General features: G+C 63.8%; 19 protein-coding genes and 1 pseudogene. 7 read left to right on the forward strand and 13 right to left on the reverse strand.

Translation table 11 applies throughout. The features are described from left to right. Window positions 1-145 precede the first annotated feature (145 nt). From BM075_RS05195 to BM075_RS05225, 7 genes are all read left to right on the forward strand, one after another. Window positions 146-1,033, forward strand: coding sequence for a BrxR family helix-turn-helix transcriptional regulator (locus BM075_RS05195; protein ID WP_093359595.1), 888 nt, complete (start codon window positions 146-148; stop codon window positions 1,031-1,033). A gap of 60 nt (window positions 1,034-1,093) precedes the next feature. Next, entirely contained in the window at window positions 1,094-3,022 is a 1,929-nt protein-coding gene (locus BM075_RS05200; RefSeq protein ID WP_245758748.1) for a GmrSD restriction endonuclease domain-containing protein, read from the forward strand. An 83-nt stretch (window positions 3,023-3,105) separates the two neighbouring features. Further along, entirely contained in the window at window positions 3,106-6,615 is a 3,510-nt protein-coding gene (locus BM075_RS05205) for a helicase-related protein (RefSeq protein WP_093359597.1), read from the forward strand. Beyond that, a complete protein-coding gene (locus BM075_RS05210; RefSeq protein ID WP_093359598.1) occupies window positions 6,612-7,019 on the forward strand; it encodes an ASCH domain-containing protein in 408 nt (135 codons plus the stop codon). The genes BM075_RS05205 and BM075_RS05210 overlap by 4 nt, the downstream gene beginning before the upstream one ends. Then, on the forward strand, window positions 7,016-9,835 hold the full coding sequence (locus BM075_RS05215; RefSeq protein ID WP_093359599.1) for a DUF1156 domain-containing protein: 2,820 nt from the start codon (window positions 7,016-7,018) through the stop codon (window positions 9,833-9,835). Before BM075_RS05210 ends, BM075_RS05215 begins: the two co-directional genes overlap by 4 nt. Window positions 9,836-9,848: 13 nt before the next feature. Beyond that, window positions 9,849-13,178, forward strand: coding sequence for a DUF499 domain-containing protein (locus BM075_RS05220; protein ID WP_093359600.1), 3,330 nt, complete (start codon window positions 9,849-9,851; stop codon window positions 13,176-13,178). A 174-nt stretch (window positions 13,179-13,352) separates the two neighbouring features. Continuing rightward, entirely contained in the window at window positions 13,353-16,223 is a 2,871-nt protein-coding gene (locus BM075_RS05225) for a UvrD-helicase domain-containing protein (RefSeq protein ID WP_093359601.1), read from the forward strand. Between the two features lie 86 nt (window positions 16,224-16,309). Here the strand turns inward: BM075_RS05225 and BM075_RS05230 are convergent, their stop codons facing one another. The 13 genes and pseudogenes from BM075_RS05230 to BM075_RS24110 form a co-directional block, all read right to left on the reverse strand. After that, window positions 16,310-17,386, reverse strand: coding sequence for a DUF2793 domain-containing protein (locus BM075_RS05230; protein ID WP_093359602.1), 1,077 nt, complete (start codon window positions 17,384-17,386; stop codon window positions 16,310-16,312). 9 nt (window positions 17,387-17,395) lie between these two features. Next, window positions 17,396-21,364 carry a baseplate multidomain protein megatron gene (locus tag BM075_RS05235; protein ID WP_093359603.1) on the reverse strand — a complete coding sequence of 1,323 codons (3,969 nt, stop codon included), beginning with the start codon at window positions 21,362-21,364 and terminating at the stop codon, window positions 17,396-17,398. 9 nt (window positions 21,365-21,373) lie between these two features. After that, window positions 21,374-21,826, reverse strand: coding sequence for an NlpC/P60 family protein (locus BM075_RS05240; protein ID WP_093359965.1), 453 nt, complete (start codon window positions 21,824-21,826; stop codon window positions 21,374-21,376). A gap of 38 nt (window positions 21,827-21,864) precedes the next feature. Next, window positions 21,865-22,749 (reverse strand): DUF2163 domain-containing protein, encoded by an 885-nt coding sequence (locus BM075_RS05245; protein WP_093359604.1) that lies wholly within the window; start codon window positions 22,747-22,749, stop codon window positions 21,865-21,867. Next, complete coding sequence (locus tag BM075_RS24385) at window positions 22,746-22,889, reverse strand: hypothetical protein (RefSeq protein WP_177208256.1); 144 nt, start codon at window positions 22,887-22,889, stop codon at window positions 22,746-22,748. Before BM075_RS24385 ends, BM075_RS05245 begins: the two co-directional genes overlap by 4 nt. Continuing rightward, on the reverse strand, window positions 22,876-23,106 hold the full coding sequence (locus tag BM075_RS05250) for a hypothetical protein (RefSeq protein ID WP_093359605.1): 231 nt from the start codon (window positions 23,104-23,106) through the stop codon (window positions 22,876-22,878). Before BM075_RS05250 ends, BM075_RS24385 begins: the two co-directional genes overlap by 14 nt. Next, window positions 23,099-23,200, reverse strand: a complete 102-nt coding sequence (locus BM075_RS24750; protein ID WP_143089818.1) for a DUF3789 domain-containing protein — start codon at window positions 23,198-23,200, stop codon at window positions 23,099-23,101. The genes BM075_RS05250 and BM075_RS24750 overlap by 8 nt, the downstream gene beginning before the upstream one ends. Further along, window positions 23,193-23,423: a hypothetical protein gene (locus tag BM075_RS05255; RefSeq protein WP_093359606.1), complete on the reverse strand. Its 231-nt coding sequence runs from the start codon at window positions 23,421-23,423 to the stop codon at window positions 23,193-23,195. The genes BM075_RS24750 and BM075_RS05255 overlap by 8 nt, the downstream gene beginning before the upstream one ends. A 4-nt stretch (window positions 23,424-23,427) precedes the next feature. After that, complete coding sequence (locus tag BM075_RS05260) at window positions 23,428-24,087, reverse strand: lysozyme (protein WP_093359607.1); 660 nt, start codon at window positions 24,085-24,087, stop codon at window positions 23,428-23,430. A 4-nt stretch (window positions 24,088-24,091) separates the two neighbouring features. Next, entirely contained in the window at window positions 24,092-24,223 is a 132-nt protein-coding gene (locus BM075_RS24970) for a hypothetical protein (protein WP_281244921.1), read from the reverse strand. Then, entirely contained in the window at window positions 24,216-24,566 is a 351-nt protein-coding gene (locus BM075_RS05265) for a hypothetical protein (protein ID WP_093359608.1), read from the reverse strand. The genes BM075_RS24970 and BM075_RS05265 overlap by 8 nt, the downstream gene beginning before the upstream one ends. Continuing rightward, window positions 24,563-25,189 (reverse strand): DUF2460 domain-containing protein, encoded by a 627-nt coding sequence (locus tag BM075_RS05270; protein ID WP_093359609.1) that lies wholly within the window; start codon window positions 25,187-25,189, stop codon window positions 24,563-24,565. The genes BM075_RS05265 and BM075_RS05270 overlap by 4 nt, the downstream gene beginning before the upstream one ends. Next, window positions 25,189-25,556, reverse strand: a pseudogene (locus tag BM075_RS24110) (phage tail tape measure protein); the annotation flags it as partial. The gene BM075_RS05270 and the pseudogene BM075_RS24110, both read right to left, overlap by 1 nt.

A 25,556-nucleotide genomic window follows, 5' to 3' on the forward strand; every position in this document is an offset into this window, starting at 1 on the left:
TCCTCCCAACCCTCGGTGTCGCTCCAAAGCTCTGATTTGCGACGCATTTCGATTGCGCCACATCCCGGGCTCGGCTAGCCTCGGCTAAAGCCCAGAAAGTGGGCGCGCATAGTTAAGATGCGCACTGCCCGAGCCGGGGAACGCAATGGAAAACGACAGGTCGGAACTTCGCTGGGGCGTCGAGCAACGCCTTGAGTTCATAGAGTTCCGCCTGTTCTGGGAGGGACATGTGAACCGCAGCGATCTGATGGACCAGTTCGGGGTATCGGTGAACCAGGCGTCCACCGACCTGAACCGCTACATCGGCTTCGCACCGGACAACATGGTCTACGACAAGAGCGCGCGGACCTATGTCCGCGGCTCGGACTTCAAGGCGCAGTTCCTCGAGCCCGATGCGAGCCGCTACCTCGCGCAGCTGCGGTCACTCTCTGACGGGATCCTCGACCGGGAGGACTCCTGGATAGCCAATCTCCCGCCCTACGCGTCCGCCCCGACGCCAGTACGTGGCGTCAACCCGGTGACGCTCCGCTCGATCGTTGGTGCCATACGCCGGTCAGAGGCGGTCGAGGTGAAGTACCAGTCACTGTCCAACCCGGAGCCGCGCTGGCGGTGGATCGCGCCCCACGCAATCGCGTTCGACGGCTTCCGCTGGCACACGCGAGCGTTCTGTCTGACTGACGAATGCTTCAAAGACTTCCTGTTGTCCCGGATGCTGAAGATTCGAGGTGCACGAGAGACCGAAGCCTCGGCCGCCGACGACAACGAGTGGCACTCCGATGTCACGCTGGAGATTGCCCCCCACCCCGACCTCTCGGATACACAAGCAAAGGTCATTGCGCTCGATTACGGCATGCGAAGCGGCAAGGCGCAGATTAAGGTCCGACGCGCGCTTCTCTACTACGCGCTCAAGCGGCTTGGCCTCGACACAGATCCTGCGGCGAGGGCGCCTCAGGATCAGCAGATCGTCCTAACCAATCGCGAAGAGATCATCGGTGGTTCGCGAAGAAGCCGTAGTCAGGAGACTACGGCATGATCGAGCTATTCAATCACTTCGGCGCCATTGGCCATAAACTGACAGGTTCTTTCAAGGAGCGTGACTTTGGGTAAGCAAGCTGCATTCAAGACAAACCCGGTCAGCCTCGAAGAGCTTCTGCGCCAGAGCGGGAGCGGCAAGATCCAGTTGCCGGACTTCCAGCGTAGCTGGGTTTGGGACGAGGAACGTATCAAAGGGCTGATCGCCTCGATCTCGCAGGCGTTTCCAGTCGGCGCCTTGATGACGCTCGAGGTCAAGGCTGGCGCAGCGGATACCTTCGCGCGTCGTCCCATTCAGGGCGCAGATGTGGCAGTTGGAGACGGTGCGCCGGATCAGCTCTTGCTTGACGGCCAGCAGCGCATGACCTCGCTGTACCAAACCTGCCTTCGCCGCGAGGTGGTGCAGACGGTGACGCCTCGCCTCAAGCTCGTTAAGCGGTGGTTCTACATCGACATTCGAAAGGCGATGAACCCAGCGGAGGACCGCGAAAACGCAATCATCTCTGTGCCGGAGGATCGGCGGATCAAATCGGACTTCGACCGGAAGATCGACCTAGATCTCTCTACACCGGAGCTCGAATACATGAACCTCATGTTCCCGCTGAACCAGGTGTTTGACTGGGACGAATGGCAGGACGGCTTCAACGAGTACTGGCTCGAGAACGATCCGGAGACCCGCAAACTGTTCAAGCCTTTCAAAGATGAGGTTCTTCAGAACTTCAAGTCCTACCAGCTGCCCGTGATCGCGCTGAGCCCGGAAACCTCGCACGAGGCAGTTTGTCTAGTCTTTGAAAAGGTGAACACTGGCGGCAAGCCGCTTGACGCATTCGAGCTTGTCACAGCGATGTATGCGGCTCGTGGCCACCGTCTTCGCGACGACTGGCTCGGCGCTGACGGGCAGCCGGGGCTACAAACAAGGCTTCAGCTCTACGGCCGCGCCGCGGAGCAAAAGTTTGGTGTGCTCGAGAAGGTGGCTGCGACCGATGTGCTTCAGGCCATCGCCCTGCTGCACGGAGTTGAGAAGCGCGCAGACGAGATCGCGGCCGGACGCAAGGAGTCCGAGCTCTCCGCCGTTCGCGCCACCCGTCAGTCGTTGCTCGATCTGCCGCTCGAGGCCTATCTGAAACACCGCGCCGCAATTGAGGAAGGGTTCAAGACGGCGGCACGCTTCCTCCGCCAGAACTATATCTATCGCGTCCTCGACTTGCCCTACCAAGGCCAGCTTGTCCCCTTCGCCGCGATCCTTGCATTAATTGGGCCCAAATTCGACCACGCGGCAGTGCGTGATCAACTTGCCCGATGGTTCTGGTGCGGGATCTTCGGAGAGCTTTACGGTTCCGCGATAGAATCCCGGTTCGCAAAGGACGTGCTTGAGGTTCCTGCCTGGCTCGACGGAGGGCCCGAGCCGAGCACGATTACAGACGGACACTTCCGTCCGGAGCGACTCCGTACGCTGCGCACCCGGCTTTCGGCCGCTTACAAGGGCATCCACGCTCTAATGATGGCCGAAGGTGCGCGGGACCTTCGCTCCGGCCAGCACTTCAAGGACACGGTGTTCTTCGACGAGTACGTCGATATTCACCACATTTTCCCGCAGGACTGGTGCAAGAAGCAGAAGATCGAGCCCAAGGTATTCGATACCGTCGTCAACAAGACACCGCTGAGCTACAAGACGAACCGCATCCTCGGTGGCGTTGCGCCTTCGGTATACCTAGAACGACTAGAGACGGGCGCAAAGGATACGCCGCCGATCGCACGAGATGCGCTCGACGAGTATCTGGCCTCGCACGCGATGGACCCTGACCTCCTGCGTGCGGATGATTTCACAGGCTTCATGGCGGATCGCGAAGACCGTCTGCTCGCCATGATCTCACGTGCCACCGGTCACACAATCACCCGCTATGACGCCGCGCCCGAGGAGGGCGAGGATGTTCTGCAGGACGACGAAGGCTTCGATCTGCCCGACCCGGACGCAGAGGAGGCCGCCTGAATGGATGCCATCCACAAAGGCGCTGAACTTCACGACGCGTGGCCTGCAGCCAAGCCGGCTATTGGGCATATTGAGGACAGGCCATGACGAAGCTGGAGGACATTAGAAATGGGGCCTCAGTTGCAGGCCTCGTTCCGAACCAAACGGTCGAAGCGATCTCGGTGGAATGGATTGGAGATCAGGCGATCAATGTCGTGTACCGAGCATCGAACGGCTCTGTCGCGGAAACGACGCTCTACCGCGATGACGAGCACCGGCTCGGGATTGAAAGCCGTGGACGGAAATGGTCGTTCGACGCTGATGGTGCTCTGCTCCGCTTGGTGACAGAGGCAAACCGCATCAAGCTCGCTCATTTCTTCGACCCCTACCTGGCGATTCACACCAGCCTTGTGGATCCATTGCCGCACCAAATTTCGGCGGTGTACGGCGAAATGATCCCGCGTCAGCCGCTCAGGTTCCTGCTTGCGGACGATCCCGGCGCGGGAAAAACGATCATGGCCGGCCTTTTGATCAAGGAGTTGATCGCCCGCAGTGATCTCGAGCGCTGCCTCGTGGTGGCACCGGGCAGTCTTGTTGAGCAATGGCAAGATGAACTTGGCGAGAAGTTCGGACTGGAGTTCGACATCCTGACCCGGGACATGATCGAGAGCTCGAGATCAGGGAACCCGTTCAACGACAACAACCGCCTTATCGCACGCCTCGACGTGCTGTCGCGTAACGATGAGCTTCAGGAGAAGCTGACAGCGTCTACCGAGTGGGACCTGATTATCGCCGACGAGGCCCACCGCATGTCGGCGACCTATTTCGGCAACGAGGTCAAGTATACCAAGCGCTACCAGCTCGGTCAGCAGTTGAGCCGAGCTTGCCGGCACTTCCTGCTGATGTCGGCAACGCCACACAACGGCAAAGAAAAAGACTTCCAACTGTTCATGGCCCTGCTGGATGGAGATCGCTTCGAGGGTCGCTTCCGTGACGGCGTGCACGTCGCTGACGTCGAGGACATGATGCGGCGCCTTACGAAGGAGGAGCTTCTCCGCTTCGACGGCCGGCCGCTATTTCCCGAGCGGCGTGCCTATACCGTTAAGTACGAACTCTCCCCTCAAGAGGCCGAACTTTACACGGCTGTCACCGAATATGTTCGGAACGAAATGAACCGCGTGCAGCGCTTCGCTGAGGACGATGGCAAGAAACGGAACAATGTGGGCTTTGCGCTGCAGATCTTGCAGCGCCGTCTCGCATCCAGCCCGGCAGCCATCTACCAGTCCCTGAAGCGGCGTCGCGAGCGGCTGGAGAATGAGCTCTCTGAGGCGAAGCTGGCCACAAGAAGCACCCCATCGTCCTTGAGCAAAACGTCTATCAGCGACGAGATGCTGAGAAACCTCGATGAGTACGGCCAGGACGAAATCGATGATCTTGAGGAACTGATCTCCACCGGGGCCACCACGGCAGAAACCGTGGAGCAACTGGAACTGGAAGTTCAGACCCTCAAAGGACTTGAGAGCATGGCACTCGAAGTCCTTCGCTCAGGCAAGGACACGAAATGGCAGCAGCTCGATCGGATTCTCGATGACGATTTGATGCTCGATCCGGACGGCTATCGACGCAAGCTGATCATCTTCACGGAGCCCAAAGACACCCTCGAATACCTACGTGAAAAGGTCGTTGCACGGCTCGGAAGGCCCGATGCGGTGGACGTCATTCACGGTGGCGTATCCCGTGAAGAAAGGCGGAAGGTCGTAGAGCGGTTCATGCAGGATCGCGATCTCCTGGTGTTGATCGCAAACGATGCGGCCGGCGAAGGCGTGAACCTTCAGCGCGGCCATCTCATGGTAAACTATGATCTGCCGTGGAATCCCAACAAGATCGAACAGCGGTTTGGACGCATCCACCGGATCGGGCAGACGGAAGTCTGCCATCTGTGGAATCTCGTGGCGAAAGACACCCGAGAGGGCGAAGTTTATGCTCGGCTTCTGGAAAAGCTGGAGGCCGCCCGCGAAGCTCTCGGCGGCCGTGTGTATGACGTGCTCGGGGAGCTCTTCGAAGAGCGGGCGCTAAAGGACCTTCTCTTCGAGGCAATTCAATATGGCGAGCAGGACGAGGTGAAGGCGCGCCTCTTCCAGACAGTGGATGGCGCGGTCGACCAAAGCCACCTCCTCCACCTGTTACAGAAACGGCAACTCACCAGCGACACCATGCCGGAGGCGCGGGTTCAGGAGTTGCGGCTCGAGATGGAGCGAGCCGAAGCTCAGCGCCTGCAACCCCATCACATCCAGAGCTTCTTCGTCGAGGCATTCAAGCGGCTCGGCGGCCAGATCAAGCGCCGGGAAGAAGGACGGTGGGAAATCACCCATGTTCCGCTCAGCGTGCGGGAGCGTGACCGCCAAATCGGCTCAGGTGCGCCGCTTCAGAAGAAGTACGAGCGCATCTGCTTCGAAAAGGGCAAGATCAACCAGCAGCCTGTCGCGGCCTTCGTCTACCCCGGGCACCCGCTGCTCGAGGCTGTCATCAGCCTGGTGCGCGAGGAGAACGATCACCTGATGAAACAAGGGGCTGTCCTGGTCGATGACACCGACGACGGCACCGACGTCTCCGCCCTGTTCCTGCTCGAACACAGCGTGCAAGACGGCCGCCCGACCAGCTCCGGCAACGCCAACGTGATTTCGCAGAAGCTGCAGTTCGCGGCGATCGACGAGGCAGGCAACGTGACCAACGCCGGGATCGCGCCCCACCTCAACTTGCGGCCCGCAACACCGGAGGAAATCGGCGGTGTCGAGGATGTCCTGAACGCCGACTGGCTGCGGGGCGATCTCGAGAAGAAGGTCGTTCAGTTCGCCACCGTCGAACTCGCGCAAGGTCACGTTGCGGAAGTACGCGGGCGCCGGCTACCCGAGATCGACAAGGTCGAGCAGGAGGTGAAGGCCCGCCTCAAGAAAGAGATCAACTACTGGGACTCGCGCGCGTTCGAACTGAAGGAACAAGAGAAGGCCGGCAAGAAGACCCGCCTCAACTGGCAGAACGCGCAGCGTCGCGCGGAAGATCTGGCGGAGCGCCTAAAGCGTCGCCTGGAGCTGATCGACCAGGAGCGTTTCATCTCGGCCCAGCCTCCCCGCGTGCGCGGCGGGATGGTTGTGTTGCCCCGCGGCCTCCTGCGCGAGCGCATGCCAGCCGAGATGGCCGATGTGGGGTCGGGCTTCTCGGAGGATCCGGTCGCCCGCCGCGAGATCGAGCTGAAGGCGATGGAGGCGGTCATGGCCGTCGAGCGCGAACTCGGGAACCGGCCGGAGGACGTGTCGGCCCAGAAGGTCGGCTATGACATCGCGTCCTACGATCCGAACGTCGACCACATGCGCTTCATCGAGGTTAAGGGACGGATCGACGGCGCGGACACGGTGATGATCACCCGGCAGGAGGTCATCACCTCGCTCCACGAGCCCGAGAAGTTCATCCTCGCCATTGTCCAGGTCGGCGACGGCTACGTGCATGCGCCCCGCTATCTCCGCGGCGCGCTGGACACGCGAGAGCCGCCTTTCGACCAGAACGCCATTCAATTCAACATCAATCGCCTGCTTGAGCGGGCAAAGGCACCTGCATGAATATCGAAAAAGCTCTCATCGTTGACGAACCTTGGATCAGCAAGATCTTGAGCGGCGCCAAGACTTGGGAAATGAGGAGCACATCAGCCAAGCAGCGGGGCTGGATTGGCCTGATCAAGAAAGGCAGCGGCCACGTCGTTGGTGTCGCGAAGATGACTGGAGTCGACGGCCCGCTCTCTGATCAGAAGATGATCGATAACTCCGACAAGCATCACATTCCTTCCGACATATTTCTCGCAGGGAAATTTTCGAAGCACAGATACGCCTGGATCATGTCCGGTGCGGTTCGTCTGAGACGGCCCGTTCCCTACCGGCACAAAAGCGGTGCGGTTATCTGGGTCGCGCTCGATCAGAACGTCTCGGATGCCTTGGCGCAAGACGAAGCCGTAAAGGCCCTAGCATGACCACCCCCTACAAGAAGAAACTCATCGAAGTTGCCATTCCGCTCGAGGCGATCAATGCGGCGTCGGCGCGGGAGAAGTCGATCCGGCATGGGCATCCCTCGACGCTGCATCTGTGGTGGGCGCGGCGGCCGTTGGCGGCGTGTCGGGCGGTGCTGTTCGCGCAGCTGGTGGACGACCCATCAAGCCATCCGGACAAGTTCCCGACCGAGGAGGTCTTGGAGGCCGAGCGCAAACGGCTGTTCCAGATCATCGAGGACCTGGTGAAGTGGGAGAACTCGACCAACGAGGAGGTGCTGGAGCGCGCGCGGGCAGAGATCCGCGCCAGCTGCGGCGGCGAGCTGCCCCCGGTTTATGACCCGTTCTCGGGCGGCGGGTCGATCCCGCTGGAGGCGCAGCGGCTGGGGCTGCCCGCCTATGGGTCCGACCTGAACCCGGTGGCGGTGATGATCGGCAAGGCGATGATCGAGATCCCGCCGAAGTTCAAGGACATGGAACCGATCCATCCGGGCGGGAAGGAGCGCAACCACTACCGCAACGCCGAAGGGCTCGCGGAGGACGTGAAATACTACGGCGAGTGGATGCGCGAGAAGGCGTGGGAGCGCATCGGGCATCTCTATCCGCAGGTGGACCTGCCGAGCGAGTATGGCGGCGGCAAGGCGACTGTGATCGCCTGGATTTGGGCGCGGACGGTGCCGAGCCCGGACCCCGCTTTTTCGGATGTGCAGGTGCCGATTGCGTCGAGCTTTCTACTGAGCTCGAAGTCCGGAAAAGAAGCTTGGATTGAGCCGCTCGTGGATCGGCAAAGTAAGACAATCAGATACCGCATACGGCAAGGCGGCACGAAGGCAGAGATCGAGAAAGCCAAAAGCGGCGTGAAGCTGGGCCAGGCAACATTTCGATGCCTAATGTCAGAGGCTCCAATCTCTGGCCAGTACGTCGACAAGATGGCCGACAAAGGCAAGATGGGCACTACGCTGATCGCGGTTGTCGCAGAGGTAAAGCGAAACAGAATATTTCTTGAGCCAACTTCTGTTGACGTGCCACTCATGCGGAAGCAAGTCGGCGACTACCTCGAGGGTAGCGATCTCGACGTGCTGGAAGTTCCATGCCGGGGGACATTTGCCAGCAACGCTCAAGGACGCTACTACGGTTTCAAGACCTTCAGGGATTATTTCACCGATCGGCAATTGGTCGCACTGTCAACTTTCTCGGAACTCGCCTCAGAGGTCCAAGAGAAAATTCTGCGCGACGCTCAAGCCAGCCGTTTGGCTGATGACAATGCGAGCCTCCGATCTGGAGGAACTGGGGCCTTGGCATATGCTCAGGCCATAGCAGTTTACCTAAGCTTTGGAGTCAGCCGACTTTCTGATATTCAAAACTCCCTTTGCAGATGGGAGTCCTCGAAGACCCAGGTTCGAAACCTATTTGGCCGACAGGCGATCCCAATGATGTGGGATTTTGGTGAGAACAATGTGTTTGGTGATGCGGCCGGTGACTTCAGGACCAGCCTTGGAACAATCGTCAAAGTGATCGAACGATTTGCTCCGGCAAAGTCGGGCACGATGAAGAATTCTGACGCTCAGACGGTTGAGTATCCAGACGGCGTCGTGATTTCCACAGACCCACCATATTACGATAATATTGAGTACGCAGACCTCTCAGATTTCTTTTATGTCTGGTTGCGGAAGGCGCTCAGGCATATTGAGCCCGAAGTGTTGAGTGTTCTATCCACGCCTAAGTCTGAAGAGCTTGTAGCTACGCGATATAGGCACGGCAGCCAAGAAGCTGCCGAATCCTTCTTTCTCGAAGGCATGCGCAAGGCTGTAACGAACATGGCGGCGCACTCGTCAACTGACTTTCCAGCGACGATCTATTATGCATTCAAGCAAAGCGAGATTGACAAGGAGGGCATCAGTTCCACTGGGTGGGCAACCTTCCTGCAGGCGGTGGTTGAAGCCGGGTATGCGGTGGTCGGCACTTGGCCTATGCGGACTGAAATGGCCAACCGCATGGTAGCCTCTGGCACAAATGCTCTCGCGAACTCAGTCGTCCTCGTCTGCCGAAAGAAGGTCGCTACGGCTGACACCATCACTCGCGCAGAGTTCATCCGAGCCTTGAAACGCGAACTCCCGCCAGCCATCGCCGAGCTTCAGGCCGCCAACGTCTCCCCCGCCGACATGCCGCAATCGGCCATCGGCCCCGGCATGGGTGTCTTCTCGCGCTACAAGGCTGTGCTGGAGGCCGACGACAGCCCGATGACGGTCAAGACCGCGCTGCAGCTGATCAATGCCGAGCTCGACGAGTTCCTGAATGACCTGCATGGCGAGTTCGACGCCGACACCCGCTTTGCCGCGACCTGGTTCGAGCAGCACGGCACCGACAAAGGCGACTACGGCGCGGCCGACAACCTCGCCCGCGCGCGGGGCATCTCGGTCGAGAGCGTGAAGCATGCCGGGATCGTCGACAGCTCGGCCGGCAAGGTCCGCATCCTCAAGCGCGCAGAACTGGACCCGGACTGGGATCCGGCCGAGGACGATCACCTTACGATCTGGGAATGCTGCCAGCACCTGATCCGCGTGCTGGAGAACGACGGCGAATACGCCGCGGCCCTGCTGCTGAAGAAGCTGGGCCCGGACCGTGCCGAGATGGTCAAGGACCTCGCCTATTACCTCTACGACGTCTGCTCGAACAAGCGGCAGGACGCGAAGGAGGCGACCTCCTACAACGGGCTGATCGCGGTGTGGACGGACCTGACGCGGCTCGCCGCGACGATCCGGATCGAAGATGTGAACCGCCAGACGGCGATGGATATTTGAGGGCAGTTTTCAGATGGCAAAGAGTGCACGCCAGACCGTTTTCGAAGGCATGGAGCTGCTGCCCAAGGGCCTGCAACCGTTCGTGATGCAGCGGCTGGAGGTCGCCCTTGGCAAGGGCTGGCCGCAGGACGTGATCTCGCGCTTTCCCGAGTGGCGGCCGGAGCAGAACGGGAAGTTCAGCCTCGACACGCAGAAGCTGCTGAAGATCATGGAGCGGCTGTGGAACGACGCGTTCCGCGACGTGCTGGACCGTACGCATCGCTCGATCGTCAACGAGCTGGTCGATGTACGCAACAAGCTCGCCCATGACGGCAAGTTCTCCTACGACGACGCCGAGCGCGCGCTGGACTCGATGCGGCGCCTGCTGGAGGCGGTGAGCGCCGGTCAAAGCGCCGAGGAAATCGGCAAGATGCGCGACACGATCCTGCGTACGAAGTATCGCGAGCTGGCCCGCTCGGAAGAGCGCAAGAGCAACGTCTCGACGATCTCGACCGAGACAGTTTCGGGCCTGCTGCCGTGGCGGGACGTGGTGGAGCCGCACCAGGACGTGGCGACCGGCGAGTTCCAGCAGGCCGAGTTCGCCGCCGACCTCGCCAAGGTCCACAACGGCAGTGCGCCCTACGAGTACAGCGATCCCCGAGAGTTCTTCAGCCGGACCTATCTGACGGATGGTCTGAGCCGGCTGCTGGAGGGCGCGGCGAAGCGGCTGTCGGGCCAGTCCGGCGATCCAGTCGTCGAGCTTCAGACCAACTTCGGCGGCGGCAAGACGCACTCGATGCTGGCGCTCTACCACATGGTGGGGAAGACACCGGTGCACGATCTGCCGGGCCTGGACCAGTTGCTCTCCGAGAAGGGATTGAGCGTTCCGGACACGATCAGCCGCGCTGTGCTGGTGGGCACGTCGCGCGGCCCGCAAGACGTCATCCGGCTGGATGGCGGTCAGGAGATCCGGACGACCTGGGGCGAGCTTGCGTGGCAGCTGGGCGGGCAAGACGCGTTCGACATGATCGCCGAGAACGACGCGCGCGGGATCGCGCCCGGGTCGAACCTGCTCGAAGCGATCTTCAAGAAATGCGCGCCCAGCCTGATCCTGATCGACGAGTGGGTCGCCTACCTGCGCCAGATCTACAAGGTCGAAGGGCTGCCCTCGGGATCGTTCGACGCGAACCTTTCCTTCGTTCAGGCGCTAACAGAAGCCGTGAAAGCCTCGCCGCAGACGCTGCTGGTTGCATCGCTGCCAGCGTCGCAGATCGAGGTCGGCGGCGAAGGCGGTCAGGAAGCACTCGCGCGGCTCAAGCAGACGTTCAGCCGTGTCGAGAGCTCGTGGCGCCCAGCCTCGCAGGAAGAGAGCTACGAGATCGTCCGGCGCCGGCTTTTCAAGGAGATCCCCGGCGACAAGTACATGCATCGGGACAACACTCTGAAGCAGTTCGCCAAGCTGTACCGCGAAAGCCCGAACGATTTCCCGCAAGGCTGTGCCGACGAAGACTATCGCCGCAAGCTGGAGAAGGCGTACCCGATCCATCCGGACCTGTTCGACCATCTCTACACGGCGTGGGGATCGCTCGACAAATTCCAGCGGACGCGCGGTGTGCTGCGCCTGATGGCACAAGTCATCCACGAACTGTGGATGTCGGGCGATCCATCTGTGATGATCATGCCGGGAAGCGTTGCCATAAGCTCGGCTCGGGTCGAGCCTGAGCTGCTCCACTATTTGCCGAACGCCTGGCAGGGCATCATCGCGGGCGACGTGGATGGCATGAACTCCACGCCCTACAAGATCGACCAATCCGCTCCCAACCTGAACCGCTACTCGGCGACCCGTCGTGTCGCGCGGGCGGTATTCGTTGCGACAGCGCCTACCGAGGGCCAGCAGAATCGCGGGATCGACGACAAGCGGATCAATCTTGGTGTCGTGCAGCCTGGCGAAAAAGTAGCAATCTTTGGTGACGCGCTCCGCCGGTTGACGAACCAGGCGAAATTCATGCACAGCGACCTCGGTCGCTACTGGTACTCGATGTCGGCGAGCCTGAACCGCGTCGCCTCGGACCGGGCTGGCCAGCTGGAAGAGGCCTTGGTTCTGGTCGAGATCGACAAGGCTCTGACAGGCTACATTAATGGCCTGGCAGACCGTGGGCATTTCGATGCCGTTCAGGTTGCACCCGATGGTTCTTCAGAAGTGCCCGACGAAGCCGGCGGGATCAGGGCAGTAGTTCTGGGCGTGGCGCATCCGCATACAGGTCGCGACGGCTCGGATGCGATGGTCGAAGTCAAGGACATCCTGCTGCAACGCGGGGCGACACCCCGCGTCTACCGAAACACGCTCGTGTTCTTGTCAGCGGACAGTCGCCAGCTGGAAAACCTCAAGGAGGCCATGCGGTCGTCGCTCGCATGGGATGGGATTGTTAGAGACGCCGATACTGGACGCTTGGACCTGAAGACGAGCGACATCGCGCTGGCGAAGGACAAGGCGAAAGAGTCCCGAGAAACGGTCCATACTCGGCTTAAGGAGACCTGGTGCTACCTGATCTATCCGTATCAGGATACCGCGCAATCGGACGTCGAGCTTACGTCAGCACGTATTCCCGCACAGGACGGCGTTCTCGGCCGTGCAAGCAAGAAGCTCGTGAGCGATGAGGCACTGCTGCCAGAAATTGGACCCGAGCGCCTCAATCGCGAGCTGGAAAAGTACATTTGGAATGGGAAGCAACACCTGCATCTCAAGGATCTATGGGAGTACCTGAATCGCTACACGTACCTCCCTCGCCTCAAGAACAGAGATGCACTGACTAAATCCGTCCAGTCAGCTGTGTCGGGAATGCTTCCTGGCCCATTCGCCTATGCCGAACGGTGGGATGAAGCATCCCAATCCTACGCCGGCTTGGCGATCGAGAAATCATCGAACGCACTCGTGTCGATTGATAGCGATTCTGTCATTGTGCGGCCGGATATCGCAGAAGCAAATCGGCCCAAACCTGCAGCAGCTCCGGAGCAGAGTGGGCTCGGCTCCGGATCAGACACCGCGACGGCTAGTTCTGGCCAAGGCAGCAGTGCGCCGGCTGGTGCGACCGCAGGTCATCCCGGTAGTGGAGCAGAGCCAGAAGCAGAGGCAAAACCGAAGCGATTTGTCGGGACGGTCATGCTATCGTCGGACCGACCGGCACGCGATATGCATCAGATCGTCGAAGCAATCGTTGAGCAGCTTACGACCCTTCCCGGAGCTGAGGTTTCGCTGCGGCTGGAGATCGATGCCGAGGTCACGTCCGGACTTGACCGCGCGAAAGTACGAACGCTCTTGGAGAACGCGAGCACTCTGGGTTTCATCGACAAATCTGTGAAGTAGAGCCGCCGCTGCCCGATACATTCACCCCACCTCCGCCCCCCAGAACGACGTCTGGTCAGCGGCGAAGTAGCCACGCGCGATCAATGAGCGATAAGGCCGAAGTTATTGGAGAGACTTCAACGACGTATTCTTATCGGTTTCTTGGCTGATCCGTTCGGTCGGTTTCCTCGTGCAATGGAACTGGACGGCGACAGTCTTCGGATCATAAGCCGCGGCCGAGTTGCTTCGATATCGCTGCAATCGATAGCCAGTGCGCCTTCTCTCCGAAAGGGAATGCTTGGAACCGCACTGACCGTCCGTTCAGACAGAGCTGAATATCTGACGTTGAAGGGGGCGAACCATCAAGCTGCCCATCAATTTTCAGAACGGATCAAAGAAGCGTGGTCTCGCTTCAATCTCGCGGCCCTCGAGAAAGAAGCGGCTCACCTGGACAGAATCCGCGCTGAGGTCATGTTGCTGGCGGCGCCGCTCCGATATCCCGCCGCTTGTCAGATCGCGCCCCTCCTGGATGACGCCCGAGCACTGGATGCTTCGCTGCTGTCGAAGCTGAATGCCGAAGCCATCGGCCCCGAGGCCGTCGAGCGCATTGCGCCCGTCCGAAAATTCGCAGCTGAGCCGCGCGCGTTGCGGGCGAATGGCATAGCCGTATTCGTCGCCTCTGAACTGGACCGCTGGAAGGAGTTTTTCGACACGATTGAAAGCAAGCCGCTGACGCCGGAGCAGCGCCTCTCGGTTGTTGTCGATGAGGACGCGACGCTCGTCCTCGCTGGGGCGGGCTCGGGAAAGACCAGCGTCATCACCGCCAAGGCTGCCTACCTCGTCACGGCTGGCATCCGCCAGCCAGAAGAAATCCTGCTTCTGGCCTTCGCGAAGAATGCGGCGGAGGAGATGTCGGAACGGGTCGAGGCACGATCCGGCGTGCCCATCGTCGCGCGAACCTTCCATGCGATTGCCTACGACATCATCGGCATCGTGGAAGGGTCGAAGCCCGCCTTGGCCGAACATGCCACCGACGACATGGCCTTCACCAACCTGATCAAGCAGATCCTGAAGGACCTGGTCCACCAGCTGTCAGCGGTGTCGCGGGCGATCATCCAATTCTTCGCGCATTTCCTGGTCGAACCGAAGACTGAATGGGACTTCCAGACCAAGCACGACTTCTACACCCATCTGGAAACCCAGGACCTGCGCACGCTGCAGGGCGAAAGGGTCAAGAGCTACGAAGAGCTACAGATCGCCAATTGGCTGTATGAGAACGGCGTCGAATACGAGTACGAGCCGGTCTACGAACACAAGATCGCCGAAACCGGAAGACGCGACTACCAGCCGGACTTCCGCCTCATCGAGAGCGGCATCTACATTGAGCATTTCGGGGTGCGGCGCCAGAAGATGGCCGACGGAAGCGAACGGCTGATCACCGCGCCCTTCGTGGACCGCGACGAATACCTTGCTGGCATGGACTGGAAGCGGCAGGTCCACGCCGAGCATGACACCACTCTGATCGAGACCTACAGCTATGAGCGGCAGGAAGGGCGTCTGCTGACCGGGCTTGCCGAAAAGCTGGCGCCGCATGTCACCCTGAAACCCCGACCGGTCGACACGATCTATGACCGGATCGTCGAGTTAAAGCAGGTCGATGACTTCTCGAAGCTGCTCGGAACCTTTCTGCGCAAGTTCAAGAGCGGCGGTTACAGCTTGCAGGACTGCGAGACCAAATCCGAACAGATGAAGCTGGGCAAGCGCGCCCGAGCGTTCCTCGACGTCTTCGCGCCGGTTTTCGAAGAATACCAGAAGCGCCTCGGTGGCCGGATCGACTTCGAGGACATGATCCTGCGCGCCGCCCACTATGCTGAAACCGGCCGCTACAAGAGTCCGTTCCGCCACATCTTGGTCGACGAGTTCCAGGACATCTCTCAAAGCCGAGCCCGGTTGGTGAAGGCGCTGAAGGCTCAGCATCCGGATGTGCGCGTCTTCGCCGTTGGTGACGACTGGCAGTCGATCTTCCGCTTCGCAGGGTCCGATATCCATCTGATGCGTCATTTTGGGCGAGAGTTCGGCGGCAGCTTCGATGGTGAGGCTAGCGTGCACCGGACTGTCGATCTCGGGCGCACCTTCCGGTCGGTCGATCAGATCGCCTTCGCCGCCCGAACCTTCGTTCTGCGGAACCCCGCCCAGATCGACAAGAAGATCGTCCCGGCGGGGACCGCGACCGAACCGGCAATCAGGGTCGTGACCGTGTCAAAGGGCGAAGATGAGGTAAAACTAAACGAGGTCCTTGCCTCCCTGTCCGCTGCCGTGCCGCCGGAAGATAAACCAGCGACGGTTCTGCTCCTTGGCCGCTACCGCTTCATCGAACCAGACATGCCGGATCTTCGGCGCCGTTTTCGGCGTCTGAAGATCAGCTTCAAGACCATCCATGCCTCCAAGGGGCTTGAAGCCGACCACGTCATCCTGCTGAACGCCGACAGTGGGCGCACGGGGTTCCCGTCAGAGATCGTCGATGACCCCCTCCTGTCTCTGGTATCGCCGGAAGAGGAGGCATTCCAGAACGCCGAGGAGCGGCGCGTGATGTATGTCGCGATGACCCGAGCCCGCCACACGCTGACAATACTCGCCTCGAATGCAAGGCCGTCGTCCTTCGTGACCGAGCTTCGCAAAGACCCCGCCTACGGGATCTCGACAGCACCCGGAGCTGAACCCGAAGCGCACGCCTGCGGAGAATGCGGTGGCCGATTGCTGGGCGTGACAGGAAAGGATGGACGCATCTGGTATCGATGCGAGCACGTTCAGCACTGCGGAAACCTACTGCCCACCTGCGCTTCCTGTGGCACAGCCCTGCCGCGCCACGTAGATGGAACCTCCGAGGTTCGATGTGGTTGCGGCGCCAGCTATCCTACCTGCCCGGAATGCGAAGATGGCTGGCTAGTCGAACGCAGCGGTCCATACGGACGTTTCCTCGGTTGCGTTCGATATCCGTCGTGTGTCGGTAAGGCACAGATATCTTCGTCACGGCGGAATGCACCGTCAGCGAGGACAGGTCGTTAGAAGTCCGCCGCCGCCTGGCAAAATTCGTGCTCCGGCATCCGTACAGGGCCGTCCTCTGGGTGTTGTGGGGCCATGGCGCGCCGCACTCAGCCAATCTTCGCGCCCCAGAAGGACGTCTGGTCTGCGGCGAAATAGCCATCCGCGGCGCGAAAGTTGCCTTGCAGCTCCACGGTGTCACCGGCGGTAAGCGACACCATCGTCTGAAGCCAGAGCGCCGTCGCCTCCGAGACATGCGCGCCGCTGATCTCGCCCCGCGAGCCGCGGATCTCGGTCGTGCCGTTCAGGACGAGCCGCCCGCTCATCCGCGCCGACGTGCTGGCGTTGACCTTGTAAAGCAGCGTCGCGCCGAAGAGGTAGGTACCGTCCGCGGGCGCCACGAAGCGGTTGTTGGCTGCATCGAAGGCGCTCTGGTCGTTGTAGTCGGTGTTGTTGATCGCGATTTTCGTCCAGGTCCCGACGCCCACGTAGTTGTCGTAGTTGGTGTACGCCATGAACCGCGGCAGCCGCGGCTGGTCGACGATGCCGGTGGCGTTGTCGACGCTCAGCCCGTCGAAGAAGGTACTGCCGTCGGCCGAGACGGCGAGCCGGAACCTGTCCGAGCCGAACAGCCCGACCAGCGCCTTGGTCACGAAGCCGGTCTGGAGGGTCAGCCCGAGATCGCCGCCTGCCGCCTCCTTGTTCATGGTGTAGAAGAGATCGCCGGTCCCGCCCTCGGCCACGGTCCTAGCGGTCCAGAGCGCGGCGTTCAGCTTTGCCGAGAACGGGTTCGACGCATCTGCCGTCGTCCCCAGCCCAAGAAGCGCAAGGTTCTGCAGCACGTCCGGCGTTGTCCCGATCCAGCCAGACCCGTCGTAGACGAGCAGCAGGCCCTCGTCCTCGACCCACGCCCGCCATCCGGTGCGAGGAGGCAGGCGCAGCCAGGCACCATCCGTGAACAGAGCCACGTTTAGATCCCAGCCAGCCCAGTCGCCGGTCGCGCCCGAGCCGACGATGTAGCGGTCGCCATCGGCGGGAGAAGCCGGCGGCGCGGTCAAATCCCGGTCTAGAACGGAGAGCTGGACGAGCCCGTCTAGGATCCGCAGCGCCTCGTTGTGAGTGACATGCTTCTGGGCCTGCGCCGCGAGGATGTAGGGCAGCAGGAGATGGGTCGTGGCGTCGGACATGGGATGGCCTCAGAACGTGAGGGTGACGGTTTTCGGCGCGCCCCGCGCGACGAGGGCGGAGAGCTGGAAGATGCGGATGTCGAGCGTGTCGCCGGGCCCGAGCGGCGTGCCCCAATCGGCGGTCTGCTGGGCGACGGTGTAGACGGCGCTGGTGGTGGCCGTGCTCAGGACGCGCTTCACGGTCGCGCCGTCGAGGATCTCGACCTCGTAGGCTTCGAGCTCTTCTCCGAGCGGGACCTCGAGCCCGCCCCAGTTGTCGGCCGCGAGCGCACGGGACCGGCGCGTCCAGCGGATGGTCAGATCACCGGGCGTGCGCGGCTTGCGCCATGGCTGCTGGACATGGGCGACCGAGAACGGCCGCACCCCCACGCCCTGAGGCGTGAAGGATTGCGCGACATAGGTCTCGTCGCTGACCGAACGGCTGGCCGGGCCGATGCGCCAGTTCCACGGGATCCCAAGGTTGGCCTCGGCGATCGGCAGCGTTGCGAGGCTGTCGTCGAGCACCACCACCCGCGCGCCAGCGGGCGTCGGATTGCCCATGGCTCCCTCGGTGCCGCGCTGGCCGCGCAGGAGACGTGTCAGCCGATACCTGCCGGGGGCGAGCAGCTCGGCCGCGCCCGCCTGGACGATTTCCCAGACGCCGGGCGCGCTCTCGATGGCCAGCGCGTTAGCCCCGCCGAAGAGCGTCAGGTCCGTTATGCTTTCCAGCGTGCCTGTCAGCAGATCGACGACCAGAGCATTGCCGAGATCGAAGCGCGACGTCGGCCCCGCGTAGAAGTCCGAGACCAGTGTGCCGATCCGGGCGCGACTGCCGAACGTGGTCAGCAGCTCGAAGCCATCGGTCGAAGGGCTGCGGAACACCGCCATCTCGCCCGGCCACGGCACTGCATGCGCCGCCGCGAAGGGCCGATGCGCGGGCTGGTCCTCGGTCAGCTGCGGCAGGTCGAGCAGCACTGCCTCGGGCGCGCCGAAGACGACGGGCTGCGAGAGCGCCGAGGGCCGCGGGGCGCCGGGCGGCAAGTCGTAGGCCTCCCTGTCCTGGCGAACAGCTTCGATGCCGCGCGCGTCCGCGTCGGCGATGGAGACGAGCCGCAGTGGGAAAGCGCGGCCGTCATGGGCGAACGACACGACATCTGCCGGGTCGAGCGCCAGCCGCGACGGTGGCAGTCGGAAGACCGCGCTCTCGCGGCCGGTCCAGGCTTCCATCAGCGCGCGGCGGCAGCGGCGTTCGGCCTCCTCCGGCGGGACCGCCATCGGGAAGCTCTCCGAGGCGATCCGGGTCGTGTCGACGGTGATGCGCCGCGCTTCCACCTGCGCGGCCTCGTAATCCTCGTCGGCGCGGGCGACCTGCCACTTCAGGGCCTGCGGCAGCTCGGTCTCCTGGCCGCGGGTCAGTTCGAGGACATCGCCCTCGCGGGCGGCGACCAGATCGTCCGGCGTGACGCTCGCCACCGCTGCCCGGCCGCGCATGACGAAGCGGATCATGCCCTCAGTCTCAACGGCGTCGAAGCCGAAGTGGCGCGCGAGCGTGCTGATGGACGCACGCGGGCTCTCCTGCGCGCCGATGGCGTAGCCCTCGACCGCGCCCCAGAGTCCGGTGACGTCGATCCGGGATTCGGGCAGGCCCGCGCGCAGGCAGAGGTGGCGGACGAGAGCGGCGAGCGACACTGCGCCGAGCCGGCCGGTCAGCCAGTGACCGAGCCGCCAGTTGGCGCCGTCCGTCCAGACATCGGTCAGCGCCGGGAAGAACGGATAGGGTCGCGCGTCCCAGGTCCAGGCGGCGCATTCGGGCACATGCACCATGCGGCCGCCATAGACCGAGGACACCGGGTTGTTCGCGGCCTCGCCCCAGAAGAGATACGTCGCCTCGAGATAGGCGCGCTGGATGGCGTCGTCCCGCCAGCCGCGGGAGAAGTACGGCACGAAGCTCTCGGAGGATTTCGGGTCGAAGAAGACATTGGGCTGGTTCGTGCCGCGGTCGATGGCTGGGCAGCCAAGCTCGGTGAACCAGATCGGCTTGGATTCCGGCACCCACGCGGTCGGCGTCCCGCTCTCCACCCCGCCCGGGCGGTTGTAGTGCGCGTTCGACCACCAGGCGCGCAGATCCTTGTAGCGGAAGACCCACGGCTTGCCCGCCGCCCCATCGGTGATCGGTGTGCGCACCTGCGCCGATCGGTCGGCGGCGCTGGCGTAGAACCAGTCGAAGCCTTCGCCGCCTGCGATGTTCGCCTGCAGGTAAGCCCGGCCGTAGATGGCAGGCCAACCCTCGGCCGCGTCGAGATGCTCGAACCCGTCGCGCCAGTCCGACAGCGGCATGTAGTTGTCTATGCCGACGAAATCGACGTTGCTGTCCGCCCATAGCGGATCGAGGTGGAAGAACACGTCACCGGTGCCGTCGCCCGGCTGGTGGCCGAAGTATTCCGACCAGTCCGCTGCATAGCTGATGTCCGTGCCGGGCCCGAGGATCGACCGCACGTCGCCCGCCAGATCGCGGAAGGCCTGCACCGCCGAATAGGCGCTGGCGCCCGAGCGGATCGTGGTCAGCCCGCGCATCTCCGTGCCGATGAGGAATGCATCGACCCCGCCCGCCGCCGCACAGAGATGGGCGTAGTGCAGCACCATGCGGCGCAGACCCCAATCGCCCGCCGCGCCGGTCCAGGAGACGGTCTGGCCGGAGATCGCGAAGTCAGACGGGCTGGCGCTGCCGAAGAAGTCCGCGACCTGACTTGCAGCCGTGGCGGTCTTGTCGACACTGCCGGCGTAACCCGCGGCGGGCGAACAGGTGATGCGGCCGCGCCAGGGGAACGCCGGCTGACCAGCCTCGGCGGCGTTGTCGCTGTACGGGTTCGGAAGCGTGCTGCCGGGCGGCACGTCCATCAGGATGAAGGGATAGAAGGTCACGCGCAGCCCGCGGGCCTTCATCTCCTTGATCGCCTGCACCACCGCGAAGTCGGACGGCGTGCCGCCATAGACCGGCCGATCCTGATCGTCGCGGCTGACGAGATGGGCGGCAGACCGATCCACGCCGTTCACCGACCAGGTCTGCGGGCTGGTGGTCTTGGCCGACACCTCCACCCCCGGACGGATGGTGCACTCGCCTGCGCGCAAGTCGTTTCCGAACCAGGCGACGACGAGGCTCACACTTTCCACCTTCGGCGCCATGGCCTGCAGCCGGTCAATCGCCACAACCATGTCGGCGGTGTCCGAGAGCGCGTTCTGGTTCTCCGGCACCTGCGCCCCGCCGCTGCCCTTGCGGATGCCCTGCGTCGCGTAGGTGAACTCGCCCGAGGCCGGAATCATGGTGACGGCCTGCGTCAGCCCTTCGGCTGTGTCGGTATCCGCGAGCGGGCGGAACACCTCGAAGGAGAGCTGCGGCAGGCGGTTGCCATAGTTCCCGAGCGGCAGCTCCTCGAAGACCACATAGGCTGTGCCGCGATAAGCCGGGGTGTTCGCCGCACCCATCTTGGCGGCGATGAACGGGTCCGCGGTCTGGCTCTCGTCGCCCGGATACCAGCGCCAGGTGATCCCGGCCGTGTCGAGGAGTTTCCCGTCTGCCCAGATGCGCCCGATGCCGGTGATCGGTCCCTCGCAGAGCGCCACGGCGAAGCTCGCGTAGTAGAGATACTCGGTCGTCTTGACCTTGCCGCCGCCTCCGCCGCCCTTGCCGCCGCCCTGCGTGGTGGTCTTGGTCTCCTCGCGGAAGTCGGTCGCCCAGATCACGTTGCCGCCCATGCGCATGCGGCCGTAGACGCGCGGGATGACGGCGCCTTCCGTCGAGGCGGTGATCCGGAGGCTGTCGAGCCGCGGACCTTCGATCCGCTGCGTGGGCGCGAGCGAGGACACAATCCAGCTGTCGACCACCGAACCGATGGTGGAGCCCACAAAGCCGCCGATGGTCGCGGCGCTGACGCCGAGGATGGCCCCGCCGATCGAGCTGCCAATGGCGGCGCCGGCCGCGCCGAGAACAAGCGTTGCCATGTCGGGGCCTCAGCGTTGCGGGAACAGGAAGGCGAAGGCGATGCGCCGCCGCCAGGATTGGGTTAGCGGCTCCTCGATCACGCCCAGCCGCTCGTAGGCGTGGAGGAAAGTGTTTGGACCCGTCAGGATGCCGACATGCTTGGCGATGGCGCGAGGCATCATGCGGAACAGCACCAGCGCGCCGGGCCTGGACTCGGCGGGCGCCACCTCGATCATCATTGCACGCGCGCCTTCCGCCAGCAATTCGCGCGGCCCGGTCTCGCCCCAGTCGCGGCTATAGGGCGGGATCGGAAACGGCTCGAGGCCGACCACCTCGCGCCAGACCCCGCGCGCCAGCCCGAGGCAGTCGCAGCCGACACTCTTGAGGCTTGCCTGGTCGTGGTAGGGCGTGCCGACCCACGCGCGCGCCGCGGCGATGACCCTGTCTGGATCGGCGGTGGCTCTCGTGCATCGCGAAGCGATGCGCTGCCACCCGTCGTTTCCATTGGAAACGACGTTGGTCACAGAACACCACCGTCGTGGCCGCCATCCTTGGTTGCATAGCGCAGGATCGTGTCCTGGCCCGGGATATGCGGGAAACCGCGGAAGTTGGCTGTGTTGGCAAACTTCGCGCCGCAGGTCTCGATGCGCTTGTCGCAGCCAGCGCGGATGGCGAAAGCGTCGCCGTCGGCGATGGACCGCACCGGCGCCTCAAGCAGGGAGAGGATCGCGACGCCATCCGTCACGTCATGGCCCAGCACCTCAGCCCGACGCCCCGCGTTCGCGCCGCTGGTCCATTCGATGGTGCCGAAGGTGAACCAGGCCGCCTCGAAGCCGGAGAGTCCGGAGGCGGTGAACGCGCGGTCCCGCAGGAGGTCGACCACCGCGCCCGCGCCCGTGAAGGTGGGGTCCTCCAGATCGACTCCGCAGCGCGCATCGCCGAGCGCGGCATCGCAGCTCGCCTGGAAGGTTCGCCCGACCGTCTGGGCCAACACATGCGCGAGCGAGCGGACCTCGGCGACGAAGGCCAGGCGCCCGCGCCGGATCTGGCCGATGGCGCCGCGTCGCATCAGCACGCGTTGGCTCGTATCGGACCAGTTCACCCGCCAGACTTCGACCTCGGCGTTGTCCCAGCGGCCATCGAGGATGTCGGTCTCGGTGATCCGGTCCGAGGTCAGCACCCCCTCGGCGTCCTGCGCATCGACCGACAGGTCCGATCCTGAGCGGACCTCGGACGCCGTGAGCCCGCTCTCGGGCTCGAAGTCTGTGCCGTCGAAGCTCAGCGTCCGGTCATGGTCGGTGAAGCCAAAGGTGACGCCGTCAGCGCGGGTGATCCGCCAGCACCAGGCGAGCGTCGTCGTGGCCTCGTCGAGATGCGCCTGCAGGGCGGGCGACAGGGGTTTCATCGGCAGCTTCCCGTCATGCGGTCGTCGAGATCGGCGATCCAGTCGGCCCAGTCCGGCGGCACGGCGCCGACCGTTTCGGCGGGTGGTCGGGCCAGCCGCGCCTCGGCGTAGGAGGCGCAGCCGGCGTCACCACCGCCCATCGTTGCGGCGCAGCCGGTCAACAGGATCGCCAGACCCGCGGCCGTCGCGAACCGCGTCGCGTCCGCGCTCCAAGCGCTTGTTCTTGTCTTCCGTCGCATCGCGTTCTGCCTCCCGTTTGCCCGCGCGCTTCCCCTCCGCGCGGCCCCAGAGTCGGCCGAGCACCACGCCCCCGACCGCGCCCAAGGCCGCGACCAGCCAGATCAGAAGATCAGCCATCGTCCCGCTCCCCGCGTGCGGCGGCCACGCAGAGGGCGACGACGAAGACGCCGAGGCAGCCGCCCACGAGCAGACCTGCGAGGAACTCAAGCATCGCTGCGGAACCCGCGCTCGATCCGGTCGCGCAGGCCGATCAGGCCGAGACCGAGGAACATCAGCCCCGCTGGCGAGGCATCGCCAGAGCCGGCGAGCAGCGCGACGAGCCGGGACAGTTCCCCGAACGGCCCGGTGGCGGGCAGCGCGAGGGAGGCGATGCCGGTGAGCATGGCGAGAAGTCCCGCCCACCAGGTGAGCGAGTTGGGTCGGACGTAGCGCATGGGATCAGGCCCTCCGGATCAGGGTGGAGAAGAAGGCGGCCAGCCGGGCAAGCCAGCCAGTCGGCGTGTCGGGTGCAGGATCGAGGACCGGCGGCCTCGGCAGCGGCGAGCGCCGCAGCAGCGCCAGCGCCTCATCTTCGGTCAGGCGACGGATCGGCCGTGAGAAGTCGACGCGGCCCGTGCGGTCCACAGACCAGACCGGGATCGTGCCGCCGGGATAGCGGCCATGGCGGAACAGGTCACGCTCAGCCTCCCGGCGGGGAATGATCGAGGCCGGTCTCCGCCAGTTCAGAAACGCGTCGGCGGCTGCAACGCGATTGCCGTCGTTGAGGTGTCGGGTTAGCGCGGCCTTGGCGATCCCGCCGGTGTTGTAGTGGAAGCTGACCAACGCATCGAACTCGTGCGGCGCCAATGGCTCCTTCACGGCACGCAGGACGGCGGTCTCGTAGCGCGCAAGATCGGCGCGGAACACCCGGAACGCCTCGCGGATCCCGGCGTCGAGATCGGCGGGCATGCCGCGCGGCATGGTGGCGGGATCGGGCGAGCCAGCCGCGGCCGTGTGGCCGATGCCGAAGGTCCAGACCTGTTTCACATCGAGATAGGGTCCGGGCACGAGTCCTTCGTGCCGGACGAGGGCCAGCAGGCCCCGGTCGGTCATGTGCATGGGATTACCGGAGTAGCGAGAGGGTCAGGATCAGCGCCGCGACAGCGAGGCCGATGCGCAGGCGATGGGCGAAGGCCTGCCGGGGGTCGGCCGGGTCGCAGCGGAGGGAGCGCGCGAGGCGGATGAGATCATTCATCGCCGTTGCCTTCGTTGGCGCGACGCAGGCGGGCGAGCAGCATCTCGATGAAGGCCGGCCCGAAGACGCCGACGAGATAGGCGGCCGACCCGGCAGCGCCGCCAGCGGGGATCGTCTCAGGCGGCAGGCCGAGCCAGGCGGTAATCACGGCCATCGACAGGCTGCCCATTCCTGCGGCGATCAGACCACCGAGCAGGATGTGCCGCAGCGCGTCGCGCAGGTGCATCTTCGTGGTCAGCGCGTTGGTCGCGCCGCCGAGCGCGCCCCAGGCGGCGAGGATCACGGCGGTCGAGGCCGCGAGCTCGCGCAGCACGGCTGCGACGAAGCTGCCGGTGTCGTTCATCGCCGGATCTCCAGAAGCGGAATGGTGGTGATCGAGCCGAGCCGCTCGAGGTCGAGCGTCACGTCGAGCGCGTCTGTGTCGAAACGGACCGGCACGTCGAACTCGAAGCCCGCGGTGATCGCGACGCCCGCGGCCGGCGCGGTGTCGAAGGTCACGACGCCGGTGGTCGTATCGACCGTCCAGCCCGACATCTGCTCGACCCCGCCGAGCGCGACGCGCACGCTGCCCGCCACCGGCTTGGCGATGGCGCGTGTCCAGGATTGCGCACCCGAGGAGTAGCGCTTGACCAGCTGGAAGGCGGTCGTCGCGCCATCGCCGGTGCCGATCGACTGGTCGGCGGGCGATGGCGTGCCCGAAGGCAGGCAGGACTTGTGGTCGCCCCAGTCCTTGAACCGGAAGCCATGGAGCCGGCCGTTCCGCGCCTCGAAGAAGGCGACGACCTCCGCCAGATCGTCGGCGCGGCGGATGCCGTAGGCGACGTCGTAGCGGCGGCGCGAATTTGCCCAGCTGGCGTTCCTCTCCTCGTCGCCCGAGGCGAGTTCGACGATCTGCGTGCGCCGTTCCGGCCCGCCGCGCGCGCCGCGGCTGATATTGTCGGGAAACCGGACCTCATGGAACGCCATCACATGCCCCTCCGCCCGAGCGAGACGGCGCGGGCGATGTCGGCAGCGACCTGCGTCCTCGACTGCCGGTAACTCTCGGCATCGCGGGCCATGATGGTGATGTTGACCCCGCCACCCGTGCCGTAGGCCTGCGCCTCGCGCCGCGACAGCACGCGCTCGCCCCGCTGCAGGATCGCGGGCACCTCGTCATGGCGTAGGCCCGCCATGCCGCCGGAATGCATCCGGGGCGCAGCGGCAAAAGCCATGGCCGGGACCATCCGCGAGTGTCCGGCCGATCCGACCATCCCGCCCGCATGCAGGACGTTGGCGAAAATGCCGCCCGCCCCAGAGAACACGCCGGAGAGCGCATTGGCGATCGGCCCGAGGA

This window comes from Tropicimonas isoalkanivorans (assembly GCF_900112335.1).
GTDB lineage: Bacteria > Pseudomonadota > Alphaproteobacteria > Rhodobacterales > Rhodobacteraceae > Tropicimonas > Tropicimonas isoalkanivorans.